General features: G+C 70.7%; 11 protein-coding genes and 1 pseudogene. 6 read left to right on the top strand and 6 right to left on the bottom strand.

Translation table 11 applies throughout. The features are described 5' to 3' along the window. Together I0Q12_RS14260 and I0Q12_RS14255 are read right to left on the bottom strand one after the other, a co-directional pair. On the bottom strand, positions 1–1,107 hold a 1,107-nt coding region (locus tag I0Q12_RS14260), incomplete at its 3' end, for an enolase C-terminal domain-like protein (protein WP_197252535.1). Positions 1,108–1,113: 6 nt separating this feature from the next. Continuing rightward, on the bottom strand, positions 1,114–2,907 hold the full coding sequence (locus I0Q12_RS14255) for a thiamine pyrophosphate-requiring protein (protein ID WP_197252534.1): 1,794 nt from the start codon (positions 2,905–2,907) through the stop codon (positions 1,114–1,116). 173 nt (positions 2,908–3,080) lie between these two features. Here I0Q12_RS14255 and I0Q12_RS14250 point away from each other — a divergent pair, with 173 nt between their 5' ends. Both I0Q12_RS14250 and I0Q12_RS14245 read left to right on the top strand, forming a co-directional pair. Beyond that, a complete protein-coding gene (locus I0Q12_RS14250) occupies positions 3,081–4,895 on the top strand; it encodes a glycoside hydrolase family 15 protein (protein WP_231610644.1) in 1,815 nt (604 codons plus the stop codon). Further along, positions 4,892–5,914 (top strand): SDR family oxidoreductase, encoded by a 1,023-nt coding sequence (locus I0Q12_RS14245; protein ID WP_197252533.1) that lies wholly within the window; start codon positions 4,892–4,894, stop codon positions 5,912–5,914. Before I0Q12_RS14250 ends, I0Q12_RS14245 begins: the two co-directional genes overlap by 4 nt. Before the next feature lie 51 nt (positions 5,915–5,965). On the opposite strand, the gene I0Q12_RS14240 is transcribed toward I0Q12_RS14245, so the two are convergent. Further along, positions 5,966–7,201, bottom strand: coding sequence for a ribonuclease D (locus I0Q12_RS14240; protein WP_197252532.1), 1,236 nt, complete (start codon positions 7,199–7,201; stop codon positions 5,966–5,968). A gap of 63 nt (positions 7,202–7,264) precedes the next feature. After that, on the bottom strand, positions 7,265–7,840 hold the full coding sequence (locus tag I0Q12_RS14235) for a DUF3000 domain-containing protein (RefSeq protein ID WP_197252531.1): 576 nt from the start codon (positions 7,838–7,840) through the stop codon (positions 7,265–7,267). Between the two features lie 141 nt (positions 7,841–7,981). Between I0Q12_RS14235 and hemE the strand changes: the two genes are divergently transcribed. From hemE to I0Q12_RS14215, 4 genes are all read left to right on the top strand, one after another. After that, positions 7,982–9,079 (top strand): uroporphyrinogen decarboxylase, encoded by a 1,098-nt coding sequence (gene hemE / locus I0Q12_RS14230; protein WP_197252530.1) that lies wholly within the window; start codon positions 7,982–7,984, stop codon positions 9,077–9,079. Then, entirely contained in the window at positions 9,076–10,434 is a 1,359-nt protein-coding gene (locus I0Q12_RS14225; RefSeq protein WP_197252529.1) for a protoporphyrinogen oxidase, read from the top strand. Before hemE ends, I0Q12_RS14225 begins: the two co-directional genes overlap by 4 nt. Positions 10,435–10,439: 5 nt before the next feature. Beyond that, positions 10,440–11,135, top strand: a complete 696-nt coding sequence (hemQ, locus tag I0Q12_RS14220) for a hydrogen peroxide-dependent heme synthase (protein WP_197252528.1) — start codon at positions 10,440–10,442, stop codon at positions 11,133–11,135. Between the two features lie 62 nt (positions 11,136–11,197). Further along, positions 11,198–13,474, top strand: coding sequence for a molybdopterin-dependent oxidoreductase (locus I0Q12_RS14215; RefSeq protein WP_197252544.1), 2,277 nt, complete (start codon positions 11,198–11,200; stop codon positions 13,472–13,474). Positions 13,475–13,487: 13 nt separating this feature from the next. Here the strand turns inward: I0Q12_RS14215 and I0Q12_RS14210 are convergent, their stop codons facing one another. Both I0Q12_RS14210 and I0Q12_RS32855 read right to left on the bottom strand, forming a co-directional pair. Beyond that, the gene (locus I0Q12_RS14210) at positions 13,488–14,462 is read right to left on the bottom strand and encodes an L-lactate dehydrogenase (RefSeq protein WP_197252527.1); all 975 of its coding nucleotides are present in this window, start codon (positions 14,460–14,462) and stop codon (positions 13,488–13,490) included. Positions 14,463–14,509: 47 nt separating this feature from the next. Continuing rightward, positions 14,510–14,590, bottom strand: a pseudogene (locus tag I0Q12_RS32855) (peptide-methionine (R)-S-oxide reductase); the annotation flags it as partial.

Here is a 14,590-nt window from a genome sequence, read left to right as displayed (position 1 = left end):
GGGGCCGTGCACGCGGTACCGGTCGATGTCGCCCACCCGCAGCGACAGGCCGTGTCCCGGTGCATCCGGATCGGGGCGGAGGAATCCACCGGTGGGGTCGAGGTCGCCGTCGAAGAAGAGCGCCTCGATCCGGACGTGATCGTGGAACCATTCGAGATGCCGCAGGTTCGGGGTGGCGGCGGCGATGTGCACGTGCAGGTGGGGCGCGCAGTGCCCGGAGATGTCGAGGTGGTGGGACGCGGCGACCGCGGCGACGCGCCGCCATTCCGTGATCCCGCCGCACCGGGACACATCGGCCTGCAGGCAATCGACCGCGCCGGCTGCGCACATGCGGCGGAAGTACGTCAGGTCGTAGCCGTATTCGCCGGCGGTGACGTCGGCGTCGACCGCCTCGCGGACGCGTCGCAGCCCGTCTAGGTCGTCGGAGGAGACCGGCTCCTCGAACCATCGCACCCGCGCGTCCGCCGCAGCCGACGCCACCCGGATCGCCTGCTTGACCCCGTACGCGCCGTTGGCGTCGACGAACAGTTCGGCATCGTCACCGATCGAGTTGCGGGACAAGTGGATACGAGCGAGATCGCGGTCGGTCGCGGCGCCGCGGTCCTGGCCGATCTTGATCTTCACCCGGGGAATCTCCTGGACGTGCACCCAGTATTCGAGCTGTGCGGTGAGCCGATCCGCGTCGTAGGTGGTGAACCCGCCGGAGCCGTACACCGGGACCCGGTCGTGCACCGCGCCGAGCAGCCGGTGCAGCGGCAGTCCCAGCAGTCTCGCCGCGAGGTCCCACAGGGCGACGTCCACCGCGGAGATCGCGCAGGCCGCCACCCCGGGGCGTCCGGCGTTGCGCACCGACCGGTACATGCGCTCGTACGCGCGACCGGTCGCGAACGCATCGCACCCGAGAACCTCACCGGCGAGGATGTCGGTGACCACGTCGGCGCAGGCGACGGGCCCGTAGGTCCATCCGGTGCCGACCCGTCCACCCGCGGCCACGCGCACCAGCACGAGTGTGGTCGACGTCCACGCGAGCGTGCCGTCCGCCTCCTCCGTGTCGGTGGGCACGGTGTACGCCGTGGCGGTGATCTCCTCGATCGGTGCGTCGAGCACGCCGGCTCATCCGTTCTTGTGCGGCAGGAACTCCTGGACCTTCGTCGCCAGGCCGGTCGTGACGAATCCCCACGCGTCCTCGTCGCCCTGCAGGACCGCGGCGGTCGTGGACTTGAACTGATCCCAGGTCGCGTGGGGCGGGATCGGCGGCATATCCGGATCGGTGTGCACGTCCAGGAGGGTCGGGCGATCCGCGGACAGGGCCGTCTCCCACGCCCCTGCCAGTTCGTCCGGAGCGGTGACGGTGACGCCACCGAGACCGAGACCGGCTGCGAAGGCCGCGTAGTCGACGTCCGGAAGCGTCTGGGATTCCACGAATTTCGGGGCGCCGCCCATCGCCCGCATCTCCCACGTGACCTGGTTGAGGTCGTTGTTGTGCAGGACGGCGACGATCAGCCGCGGATCGTCCCACTGCTGCCAGTACCGCTTGACGGTGATCAGCTCGGCGAGACCGTTCATCTGCATCGCCCCGTCGCCCGCGAAGACGATCACCGGGCGGCCCGGATGCGCGAACTTGGCGCCGATCCCGTAGGGCACGCCCGGTCCCATCGTCGCGAGGGTCCCGGACAGCGATCCGCGCATTCCGGACCGGAATTTCAGTTGCCGCGCATACCAATTCGCGGCCGAGCCGGAGTCCGCCGTGACGATCGCGTCGTCCGGCAGCCGTGTCGAGGCCTCGGCGAACATGCGCAGCGGGTTGATCGGATCGGCGTCCACCTCGGCCTGCTTGTCCATCGTCTCCCACCAACGGGCGACGTCGGATTCGATCTTCTCCCGCCAGGTCCGGTCCTCCTTGCGCCGCAGGTTCGGAATCAACGCGCGCAGAGCGTTTTTCGCATCCGCGACGACGTTCACCTCGTACGGATAGCGCATGCCGATCATGCTGCCGTCGATGTCGATCTGCACCGCCCGGGCCTGTTCGAAACCGGGCAGGAACTGGGTGTACGGGAAGCTCGAACCGACGGTGAGGAGGGTGTCGCAGTCCCGCATCATCTCGTAGCTCGGCCGGGTGCCCAGCAGACCGATCGCACCGGTCACCCAGGGCAGTTCGTCGGAGAGCACGTCCTTGCCGAGCAACGCCTTCGCCGCACCCGCGCCCAGCAGGTCGGCGACCTGGGCGACCTCCTCGTGGGCGCCGCGCGCACCCTGTCCGACCAGCATCGCGACCTTCGTGCCGGCGTTCAGCACATCGGCGGCCCGGCTCACGGCATCGGCGTCCGGATCCACCGCGGGATGGTCGAAGCCGACACTGGACGGCACCATCTTGAACGCGTGGGCGGGCGGGGAGTAGTCCAGTTCCTGCACGTCTGCCGGAATGATCAGGGCGGTCGGGGCCCGGCGGGTCAGCGCGACCCGGAACGCGCGGTCGAGGACGTTCGGCAACTGCTCGGGGACCGTCACCATCTGCACGTAGTCGGAGGCGACGTCCTTGTACAGGCTGAGCAGATCCACCTCCTGCTGGTAGGACCCGCCCATCGCACTGCGGTTGGTCTGCCCGACGATCGCGACCACCGGAACGTGATCGAGTTTGGCGTCGTACAGGCCGTTGAGCAGATGGATCGCGCCGGGCCCGGACGTCGCCATGCACACCCCGACCCGGTCGGTGAACTTCGCGTAGCCGACGGCCTCGAAGGCGCTCATCTCCTCGTGGCGGGACTGGACGAACTGCGGATCGTCGTCGGCACGTCCCCAGGCGGCGAGGATGCCGTTGATCCCGTCCCCGGCGTAGGCGAAGACGTGCTTCACTCCCCACGCGCGCAGACGTTCGAGCAGATAGTCGGAAACCTTCTGGCTGGACATCGGACGGGTCCTCCTCACGGATCGACGGACCGACATCGGACTCGGTTCGGGTTCCCCGCTCCACCGTGTCTATTCACAACCGGAACCATCGATTCGCTCGAGCACCGTTTGAGCCGGTTTCCCGCCGGGAATTCCGATCCGAACGGTCTCGAAACGGCAGGAAGGAAGTGCCGATGGCGGATCCGGCTGCGTGCCGCGAGAGCACCGCGCCGGCGCCGGCCGACTCGACCGGGCACGACCACCGACTCCGGCCGCACGTGCTGCGCGACTACGCGCTCATCGCGGACGGGGAACGCGGTGCGCTCATCGGCCCCCGCGGGGATCTCGCGTGGATGTGCGCGCCCCGCTGGGACAGTGACGCGGTGTTCTCCTCGCTGCTCGGTGGCCCGGGTGCCTATGTCGTCGAACCGGACAGTGACCGCTACACCTGGGGTGGCTTCTACGAGGACCGCACCCTCATCTGGCGCAGCCACTGGGTCACCGCGACCGGGATCGTCGAATCGCGGGACGCGTTGGCCTTTCCCGGCGACCCGCACACCGCGATCGTGCTGCGCCGCATCGTCGCCGTCGACGCCGACGCACAGGTCGACGTCGAACTGCTCGTCGCCGCCGGATTCGGTGCGATACCCATGGACACGATCACGGCCGAATCCGGCGTGTGGACGATGCGTGCCGGCCCGCTGAGACTCCGCTGGACCGGCGCGCCCGACGCACACATCCACGACGGCCGGCTCGCCGCGACCGTCCGGCTACGGTGCGGGGAATACCACGACCTGGTGCTGGAACTGAGCGATCGGACCCTGCCCGGCCGTCCGCCGGACCCCGACGATCTCTGGACCCGCACCGAACACGCCTGGCACCGCGCACTGCCCCCGGTCGAAGGCACCCTCGCCGACCGCGACGCGCGCTTCGCCTCCGCGGTGTTGCGGGGCCTCACCGGTGGCAGCGGCGGCATGGTCGCCGCCGCGACGACGTCGCTGCCGGAGCGGGCCGAACAGGGACGCAACTACGACTACCGCTACAGCTGGATCCGCGACCAGTGCTACGCCGGTGTCGCGTTCGCGACCGCCGGTCCGCATCCCCTCCTCGACACCGCTGTCGGATTCGTCTCCGAACGACTCCTCGCCGACGGTGAGGAGTTGAAACCCGCCTACACCGTCGAGGGCGGCCGGGTGCCCGACGAGAAGACTGTGGACCTGCCCGGATATCCGGGAGCGGACGTGCGCGCCGGCAATCACGTCAACGCCCAGTTCCAGCTCGACGTGTTCGGCGAGGCACTGGTGCTGTTCGCCGCCGCGGCCCGCCTCGACCGGCTCGACGCCGTGCACCGCCGGGCGGTGGACGTCGCGGTCGAGGCGATCGAGAAGCACTGGCGCGACGCCGACGCGGGGATCTGGGAGCTCGACGACCGGTACTGGGCGCATTCCCGGCTGATCTGCGCGGCGGGGCTGCGCTCGATGGCGCGGTACGGGCCGGCACGGCCCTCCGGCCGGTGGAACGCGCTCGCCGACACCCTCGTCGCCGCCACCACCGAGACCTGCCTGCACCGGTCCGGACGCTGGCAGCGTGCCCCCGGCGACGACCGGGTCGACGCCGCGCTGCTGTTGCCGGCCATCCGCGGTGCCGTCCCGGCGGACGATCCGCGTAGCCGACGGACCCTCGACGCCGTGCGCGCCGACCTCGGTCGCGAAGGCTACGTCTACCGGTTCCGGCACGAGAAGGGGCCGCTCGAGGCGGCAGAAGGCGCCTTCCTGCTCTGCGGATTCGTGATGGCCCTGGCCGAGCACCAGCAGGGACACCGGACCGCCGCGGCGCGGTGGTTCGAACGCAACCGCTCCGCGTGTGGCTCGCCGGGACTGTTCACCGAGGAGTTCGACGTCGAACAACGTCAGCTGCGCGGCAACCTTCCGCAGTGCTTCGTCCACGCCCTGCTGTTCGAATCCGCCCATCGACTGGCCGAGGACCCCGGCCGAGAGGAATCGTCATGACCGAGATGCCGACGCAGGTCGTGGTGGTCACCGGCGCCACCGGTGGAATCGGCCGGGCGGTCGCCCGCGCCTACGGTGCCCGCGGCGCCCGGGTGGCGCTGCTGGCCCGCGGCGAAGCCGGGTTGGACGCGGCCGCCCGCGACGTCACCGCCGCCGGCGGCACCGCGCTGCCCATACCCACCGACGTCGCGGACCCGGACCGCGTGGAGGCGGCGGCGAGCCGCACCGAGGACGAACTCGGACCCATCGATGTGTGGGTGAACGTGGCGTTCACCTCGGTGTTCGCGCCCGCGACGGAGATCTCGGCGGCCGAGTACCGCCGCGTCACCGAGGTGAACTACCTCGGCTACGTCTACGGCACCTGTGCCGCACTGCGCCGGATGAGACCCCGGAACCGCGGCTCCGTCGTACAGGTCGGCTCCGCGCTGGCCTATCGAGGCATCCCCCTGCAGAGCGCGTACTGCGGTTCCAAGCACGCCATCCAGGGCTTCACCGAATCCCTGCGCTGCGAACTGCTGCACGAGCACAGCGGCGTGCACGTGACGATGGTGCAGATGCCCGCCGTGAACACCCCGCAGTTCTCCTGGGTGCGTTCGCGGTTGCCCAAGCGGGCGCAGCCGGTACCGCCGATCTTCCAGCCCGAGGTCGCCGCGCGTGCGGTGCTCCACGCGGCCGACCACCCGCGACGCCGTGAGTACTGGGTGGGGGCGAGCACCGCCGTCACGCTGGCACTCAACGCCGTCGCTCCCGGTTTGCTCGACCGGTATCTGGCCCGGACCGGCTACGCCTCGCAGCAGACCGAGCAACCCCGTGACCCGGACCAGCCGGAGAACCTGTTCACCCCGGCCGACGACGAGGAGGGGCGGGACTTCGGTGCCCACGGAGCCTTCGACGAGCGGGCGCATTCACACAGTCCGCAGGTGTGGGCCTCCCAGCACCACGGCGTGCTCGGGGGCGCCGCGGTCGCGGTCGTGGCCGGCGCCGCGGCGATCGGCGTCGGCCGCCGCCTGCGCCCGTGAGGCGGTCCCGGCATCACGTCCCCGACGTGCTGCCGGTAACGATCGTTCCGCTCAGGCCGTCAGAACGGTCGCCAGCCTCGGTGCCACGACCTCGCGCTGCCACGGCCGGGCACCGCCCTCGACGAATCGCATCGCGATGTACTCGGTGACGTCGACACCGGGGACCGGGTCCCAGTCCCAGCACAACCGCCGCACGAGTTCCGGACTGATCAGGTTCTCGACCGGAACCTGCACGGACTCGCTGATCGCGGTGAGTTCCGTACGGGCAGCGGCCAGGCGCGCCGCCGCCTCCGGGTGATGACGCGACCACCGGTTCGCCGGCGGGGGACCGACGAACGGCTGCGCGAGTGGCGGCAACTGCGACTGGGGCAGCGCGCGGGCACGTTCGATCGCGGCCAGCCACACCCGGGACAAGCGGCGTTGCCGCGGCCCACCGAAGACCGGCAGCGCGCGCAGTTCCTCGGGGCTGCGCGGATCGGCCTCCGCGGCCGCGATGATGGCGGAATCGGGAAGCACCCGACCCGGCGCGATGTCGCGGCGGGCCGCCATCTCGTCGCGGGTCGTCCACAGTTCCCGCACGATCGCGAGGCGCCGCGGATCCTTCAGGGTGTGGATCTTCGACGTGCGCCGCCACCGGTCCGGCTTCGGTGCCGGCGGCCCCGCCGACCGGACGTGCTCGAACTCCTCGGCAGCCCATCGCGACTTCCCCTGGCGATCGAGTTCCTCGGCCATCGCGTCCCGCAGGTCGACGAGGATCTCGACGTCCAGAGCCGCGTAGTTGAGCCACGATTCGGGCAGCGGCCGGGTGGACCAGTCCGCGGCACCGTGGCCCTTGCGCAACTCGAAACCGAGCATGCGCTCGACGATCGCGGCGAGCCCGACCCGCTCGAACCCGGCGAGCCGTCCGGCCAGTTCGGTGTCGTACACCGAATCCGGGTGCAAGCCCAGCTCCGCCAGGCACGGAAGGTCCTGGTCGGCGGAGTGCAGCACCCACTCCAGTCCGTTGATCGCCTCGGCGAGCGGTGCGAGCGCACCTGCGGTGGGAATCGGGTCGATCAGCACCGTTCCGGCCCCGGCGCGCCGCAGCTGGATCAGGTAGGCACGTGATGAATAGCGGTAGCCGGAGGCGCGTTCGGCGTCCACGGCGAGCGGCCCGCTTCCCGCCGTCAGCGCAGCCGCGGCGGCGTCGACACCCGCCGCGGTGGTGATCACATCCGGGACACCGTCGCGCGGGGTGAGCAGGGGAACGGGTGTCCGCAGGGACTCGTTTTCTTCTGCTACCGACATGAAATGGACTCTAGACCGATTCGGAGCGGTCGAGCGCGGACTGTCGGGACCGGTGCCCCCGCGTCAGCGCTGGAGGCGCACCACACCGACCGGGGGAAGACCCGCCGCATACGCGAGGACCTCGCAGAACGCCTCCACGTGCGGACCCAGCTCGCCGGACAGCGGCGTCCACGACGCCCGCAATTCCAGTTGGTGGGCCCGCGCGGGTCCGGCGATGTCCCCGAACCGCACCGAACTCGTGGACGTGACCGTGCCGCCGAGCGCCGTCAACGGTTGTCCGTGCGCCTCGAGCGCGTCGACGAGCCAGCTCCACGCGACCTCCGGGAGCAGTGGATCCGACGCCAGCGTCGCGTCGACGTCCGCCTGGATGTAGGCCACCAGCCGCATCGTGCCGTCCCAGGCGTCGTCACCGGACGGATCGTGCAACAGGATCAACCGTCCGAACGCGTCGCCTTCGGACTCCTCGGGAACCGGCCCGGATTCGTCGTGCAGCACCTCGGCGCCCAGCGCGTAGCTGAACGGGGCCAGTCGTTGGGGCGGCCGGATCGGACCGACCTCGATCTCCGGGCGCACCGTCGCCGCGTTCATCGCTTCGATCGCGGCGCGGAACTGAGCGGGTTCTGCGGGCGAGGTGGTCACGACAGCGGACGTTAGTGCCGGTGATGCACAGCACGCGGGAGGCGCGCCGATTCCGGAGGCCTACGGCGGCGTGGCAGCATGGGCAGCATCCCGTGCCCGCCGTGACGGGTACCGAACCATGCTCCTGGAAGACGAGGATCGATGACCGGCCTGGAAGACACGAACGTCGGCTCCACCACCCCCGCGGAGTACCCGAGCCGACGCCGGCTCGACACGGCCCCGTTGCTGGCCGCAGCGCGCGGCACCGAGCCGACCCACCGACCGGTGTGGTTCATGCGCCAGGCAGGCAGATCGCTGCCCGAATACCGGGAGATCCGGGCAGGAATCGGCATGCTCGAATCCTGCTTCCGGCCCGAACTGGTGTGCGAGATCACCCTGCAGCCGGTCCGTCGCCACAAGGTCGACGCCGCCATCCTCTTCTCCGACATCGTGGTGCCCCTCAAGGCCGCCGGGATCGACCTCGACATCGTCGCCGGCACCGGTCCGGTCGTCGCGAACCCGGTGCGGTCCGCCGCGGACGTCGCCGCGCTGCCGACCCTCGAAGCCGAGGAGGTCGGGGCGGTCGCGCGCGCTGTGGGATTGCTCACCCGCGAGCTCGGTGACACCCCGCTGATCGGGTTCGCCGGCGCGCCGTTCACTCTCGCCTCCTATCTCGTCGAGGGCGGACCGAGCCGCAACCACGAGCGCACCAAGGCGCTCATGCACTCCGATCCCGCGACCTGGCACGCCCTGCTCGGCCGGCTGGCGGACATCACCATCGCGTTCCTGCATGCACAGCTGCACGCGGGCGTCGACGCGATCCAGTTGTTCGATTCGTGGGCCGGGGCGCTCTCGCTCGCCGACTACCGCGAGTACGTGCTGCCGCACTCGCAGCGGGTGTTCGCCGAGATCGAGGCGGCCCGGGTGCCGCGCATCCACTTCGGGGTCGGGACCGGTGAGCTGCTCGGCGCGATGGGCGAAGCCGGCGCCGACGTGGTGGGCGTCGACTGGCGCATCCCGCTCGACGTCGCCGCCGGTCGCATCGGCCCGGGCAAGGGCCTGCAGGGCAACCTCGATCCGGCGATCCTGTTCGCCGGGTGGGACGTGATCGAACGCGAGGTGCGCCGGATCGCCGCCGAAGCCGATCGTGCCCGCGCCGCCGGCGCCACCGGCCACATCTTCAACCTGGGCCACGGCGTGCTGCCCGACACCGATCCGACAGTGTTGACCCGCGTCGTCGAACTGGTGCATTCGCTGTGAGCACGCCGACCGTCGTAGTCGTCGGCGGTGGTGTCACCGGACTCGTGACCGCCTACCGGCTGCGGACGAGCCTCGGTGCCGGCGCCCGGATCGTGATCCTGGAACAGTCCGATCGGCTCGGCGGGAAGCTGCGCACCGTGCCGCTCGCGGGCGACCCCGTCGACGTCGGTGCCGAGGCCTTCATCGGCCGCCGCCCCGAGATGCCCGCGCTGCTCGACGAACTGGGCCTGACCGATCAGCTCGTGTACCCGGCCGGTGCCCGGCCGCTGATCTACGCGGGCGCCGAGCTGCATCCGATGCCGGGCGGCACCCTGATGGGCATCCCCGCCGATGCGCAAGCACTGGCCGGGCTCGTCGACACCGCCACCCTCGACCGGATCGCCGCCGAACCGGACCTGCCGTTCCACTGGGAACGCGGGGGAGACGTCTCGGTCGCCGAACTCGTCGGGACACGATTCGGGGATCAGGTGGTGCGGCGCAGCGTCGATCCGCTGCTCGGCGGGGTGTACTCCGGCCTGTCCGACACCGCCGGTGTGCGCGCGACCCTCCCCACGCTCGCCGCGGCACTCGACGACGGTGCGCCGAGCCTGAGCGAGGCCGTGCGCCGGGCGTTGCCGCCGCCGTCGACCGCCCCGGTCTTCGGGACACTCCGCGACGGCTACGGCGTGTTGCTCGACGCGCTCGAGCGGGCCGCCGACGCCGAGATCCACCGCGGCACGGCGGCATCGGCGCTGCGTCCCGCCGGCCGCAGATGGTCGATCGACCCGATCGGTGAGGTCGACGGCGTCGTCCTCGCGGTGCCCGCGCCGCAGGCCGCCGCGCTGCTCGCCGACGCGGTTCCCGCCGGGGCCGAGCAGGCGGCCCGGATTCCGCTCGCGTCGTCGGTGGTCGTCGCGCTCGCGCTGCCCCGGGATTCGGGGCTGCCCCGCAACTCCGGGATCCTCGTCGCGACCGGCGAGGATCTGTCGGCGAAGGCGTTCACGCTGTCGAGCCGCAAGTGGCCGCACCTGGCCGAGCGTGATGTGGAACTGGCGCGCGCGTCGTTCGGGCGGTTCGGCGACGCCGGGCTCGTCGACGCCGACGACGATCTGCTGATCGCACTGGCCCGCAAGGACCTCGCGACCGTCACCGGAGTGACCGCGGAACCGGTCGCCGCGTTCGTGCAGCGCTGGCACGGCGGGCTGCCGCAGTACCGCGCAGGACACGACGAGATCGTCGTGGCACTCGAGGCCGCGGTCGCCGACGTCGACGGCATCGAAGTGGCCGGAGCGATGCTGCACGGCGTCGGTGTGCCGGCGTGCGTCGCATCGGGTACAACGGCCGCAGCGCGGCTGACGACACGAGTGGCAGGATGAGAAACATGGCACGTCTCGATTTCGACAAGCTCAATTCGACCCTCCGCTACGCGATGTGGTCGGTGTTCCAGGTGCATCCCGGGGTCCTCGGCGACGACCGCGCCGAAGCGCTCGAGGATCTGCAGAAGTTCCTCGCCTCGTACGAGAACACCGATGTCGTCGTCCGTGGCATCTACGACATCGCCGGCATGCGCGCCGACGCGGACTTCATGTTCTGGACGCACGCCGAGCGCATCGAGGATCTGCAGAAGTTCTACGCGGACTTCCGCCGCACCACGATCCTCGGCCGCGCCAGCAACCCGGTGTGGTCGAACACGGCGCTGCACCGCCCCGCGGAGTTCAACAAGAGCCACGTTCCGTCGTTCATCGCGGGCGAGGATCCCGGCAACTACATCTGCGTGTACCCGTTCGTGCGGTCGTACGACTGGTACCTGCTGCCCGACGAGGACCGTCGCCGCATCCTCGCCGAGCACGGCAAGGCCGGCCGCGGCTACCCGGATGTGCGCGCGAACACGGTCCCGGCGTTCGCGCTCGGTGACTACGAGTGGATCCTCGCCTTCGAGGCTCCGGAACTCGACCGCATCGTCGACCTCATGCGCGATCTGCGCGCGACCGAGGCCCGTTACCACGTGCGTCTGGAGACCCCGTTCTTCAGCGGCCCCCGCGTCGACGCGGACCGGCTGATCAACGCGCTGCCCTGATGCGGATGCCGGAGCAGGAAGCCGAATCGAATCACAGCAGGCCTCCGCGGCGGTACTCGCACATGTCCCACTGGGGCATGTACGAGGCCGAAGCCGCGAACGGTGAGGTCACCGCCGTGCACCCGTACCCGGGTGACGCCGACCCGTCGGCGATTCTCGGCAACCTGCCCGGCTCGGTGCGGCACCGGTCCCGCATCACCGGTCCCGCCGTGCGGCGCGGCTGGCTCGAGAACGGACCGGGGCCGAGCAGCGCCCGCGGCAGCGACGAATTCGTCGCCGTGTCGTGGGACGAACTGACCGGACTGCTCGCCGGGGAACTGCGCCGCGTCGTCGACACCCACGGCAACCGTGCGATCTTCGGCGGTTCCTACGGGTGGTCGTCGCCCGGCCGGTTCCATCATGCGCAGAGCCAGGTCCACCGGTTCCTGAAGATGCTCGGCGGCTACACGCGGTCCGTGCACAGTTATTCGCTCGGCGCCACCGGCGTGATCATGCCGCGGGTCGTGGGCACGCACTGGAAGCTGTTCGCACGCTCCACCAACTGGGACGTCATTGCCCGCGAGACGGACCTGATGGTGTGTTTCGGCGGGGTGCCGCTGAAGAACACCGCGGTCAACGACGGGGGCACCAGCAACCATCCGACCCGCGACGCCCTCGACCGGCTGCGCGCCCGGGGTGGGCGCATCGTGTCGATCAGCCCGCTGCGCGACGACCTGCACGGCGACGCCGAACGACTGGCCCCGCGCCCCGGCACCGACGTCGCGATCATGCTGGCCCTCGCGTACGTGCTCGCCACCGAGGACCTCGCCGACCGCGCGTTCCTCGACCGCTACTGCACCGGCTACGACAAGTTCGAGGACTACCTGCTCGGGCGCACCGACGGCATCCCGAAGACACCGCAGTGGGCGGCGGACCTGTCCGGCCTGCCCGCCGCAACCCTCACCGACCTCGCCCGCCGCATGGCCGCCGGGCGCACCCTGGTCACCGTCACGTGGTCGCTGCAGCGGGTCCGCCACGGCGAGCAGGCCCCCTGGGCCGGGGTGACGCTCGCCGCGATGCTCGGCCAGATCGGCGTGCCGGGCGGTGGATTCGGGCACGGATACGGATCGATGAACGAACCCGGGCTCGCGCCGGTGCCGTATCCGCTGCCGACGCTGTTCCAGGGACAGAACCCGATCGACGAGGCGATCCCGGTCGCCGCGATCTCCGACCTGCTGCTGAGGCCGGGGGAGCAGTACGACTTCGACGGACAGCGCCGCACCTTCCCCGACATCCGGCTCGTGTACTGGGCCGGCGGCAACCCGTTTCACCACCACCAGGACCTCGGCCGGCTGAAGCGGGCGCTGGCACGGCCCGACACGATCGTCGTGCACGATCCGTACTGGACGCCGATGGCCAAGCACGCCGACATCGTCGTGCCGTCCACGACGTCGTTCGAACGCGAGGACCTCTCGTGCACCCGCAACGATCCGCTGCTGGTGGCGATGCACGCCGCGACGCCCCGCTACGCGCAGGCCCGCGACGACTACGACACGTTCACCGCGCTCGCGCATCGGCTGGGATTCGGTCCGCAGTTCACAGAGAACCGCACCGCACGGCAGTGGATCGAGCACCTCTACGAGCAGTGGCGCGGATTCGTCCTCGCCGACGGGGGAGGGGCACCCGCGTTCGAGGAGTTCTGGCATCGCGGTCACGTGCGGATGCGCACGGAGGACGACCTGACGTTGTTCCAGGACTTCCGTGAGGACCCGGACACGTATCCCCTCCGCACACCCAGCGGGCGCATCGAGATCTTCTCGGCCGACATCGACGGATTCGGCTACGACGACTGCGCCGGCCACCCCACCTGGTACGAGCCGGAGGAATGGCTCGGCGGCGCCCGCGCGCAGCAGTTCCCGCTGCATCTGATCGCGAACCAGCCGCGCACCCGGTTGCACAGTCAGCTCGACCACGGCGCCACCAGCCAGGCTTCGAAGATCCACGGACGCGAACCTCTACGCATGCACCCCGAGGCGGCCGCGACCCGCGGCCTCGACGCCGGGGACATCGTGCGGGTGTTCAACGACCGCGGCGCGTGCCTGGCCGGTGTGGTGCTCGACGACGGGCTGCGGCCGGACGTCGTGCAGTTGTCCACGGGCGCCTGGTACGACCCGCTCGACCCGTCGGACCCGAACTCGATGTGCGTGCACGGCAACCCGAACGTGCTGACCCCCGACGTCCGCACGTCGTCGCTGGCGCGCGGCTGCACGGGACAGCACGTGCTGGTCGAGATCGAACGATTCGACGGCGAACTGCCGCCGATCCGCGCGTACGACCCGCCCGTGGTCCGCGCCCGCTGACCCGTCGGAGCTCTCAGCGTTCGAGGGTCGCCTGCACCTCCCGCAGGGTGCGGGCAGAGGCGCGCAGGCCCTCGCGCTCTTCGTCGGACATCGCCACGTCGAGCACCTGGGCCGCCCCGCGGCTGTCGACGACGGTCGGCAGAGACAGGCACACCCCGGACAGATCCTCGGGACCGCTCTGGAGGGTCGACACCGGCAGCACCCGGTGCTGGTCGCGCAGCACCGCCTCGACGATCCGGGCCGTGGACAACCCGATCGCCAGATTGGTCGCGCCCTTGCCCCGGATGATCTCGTACGCGCTGTGCACCACCCGGGCGGAGATGTCGGCGCGCGCCGCCGCGTCGAACAGGGGCGCGGAGGTGCCGTCGCCGGTCACGAACTTCGCTGCTGCGACGCCGCCGATCGTTGCCCCCGACCACAGCGTGATCTCCGAGTCGCCGTGCTCACCGACGACGACGGCGTGCACGTTCTCCACGGCGACCCCGGCGCGCTCGGCGATCAGGAAACGCAGGCGCCCCGAATCGAGCACGGTGCCCGACCCGAATATGCGGCCGGGTGCGGCGTCGGTCGCGACGATCGCGGCGTGGGTGACGATGTCGACGGGATTGCTGACGAAGAGCACAACCGCATCCGGCGACCGCTCGAGCAACGCGGGCGTCAGGGTCTGCACCAGCGCGACGTTCGCCGCGGCGAGTTCGAGCCGCGACTGTCCGGGCTTCTGCTTGGCACCGGCGGTCACCACGATCATGTCCGATCCGGCGGTGACGGCGAGATCGTCACCGCCCTCGATCCGGCACGGCGGCGCAAACTGGGTTCCGTGATTGAGATCGAGGACCTCGGCCCGGACCTTGTCGGCATTGGTGTCGTACAACGCCAGCGCCTCGGCCGAACCCCGGATGAGGCACGCATACGCGATCGCGGTCCCCACGGTGCCCGCCCCGACGATCGTCACCTTGACCTTCGGCCTGCCGAGGATGTGCTCACTCATGCCTCGACATCCTCCCGGCTGCGGACCCGTCCCGCAGCCGGAGCGGCTCAGTTCGCCGGGACCAGGCGCAGGCTGATCGAGTTGATGCAGTACCGCTGATCGGTCGGTGTCGGATAACCCTCGCCCTC

This window comes from Rhodococcus sp. CX (assembly GCF_015865005.1).
Lineage (GTDB): Bacteria > Actinomycetota > Actinomycetes > Mycobacteriales > Mycobacteriaceae > Rhodococcus.
Note: the sequence above shows the minus strand (reverse complement) of the source record. Positions and strands in the feature narration are given on the sequence as shown.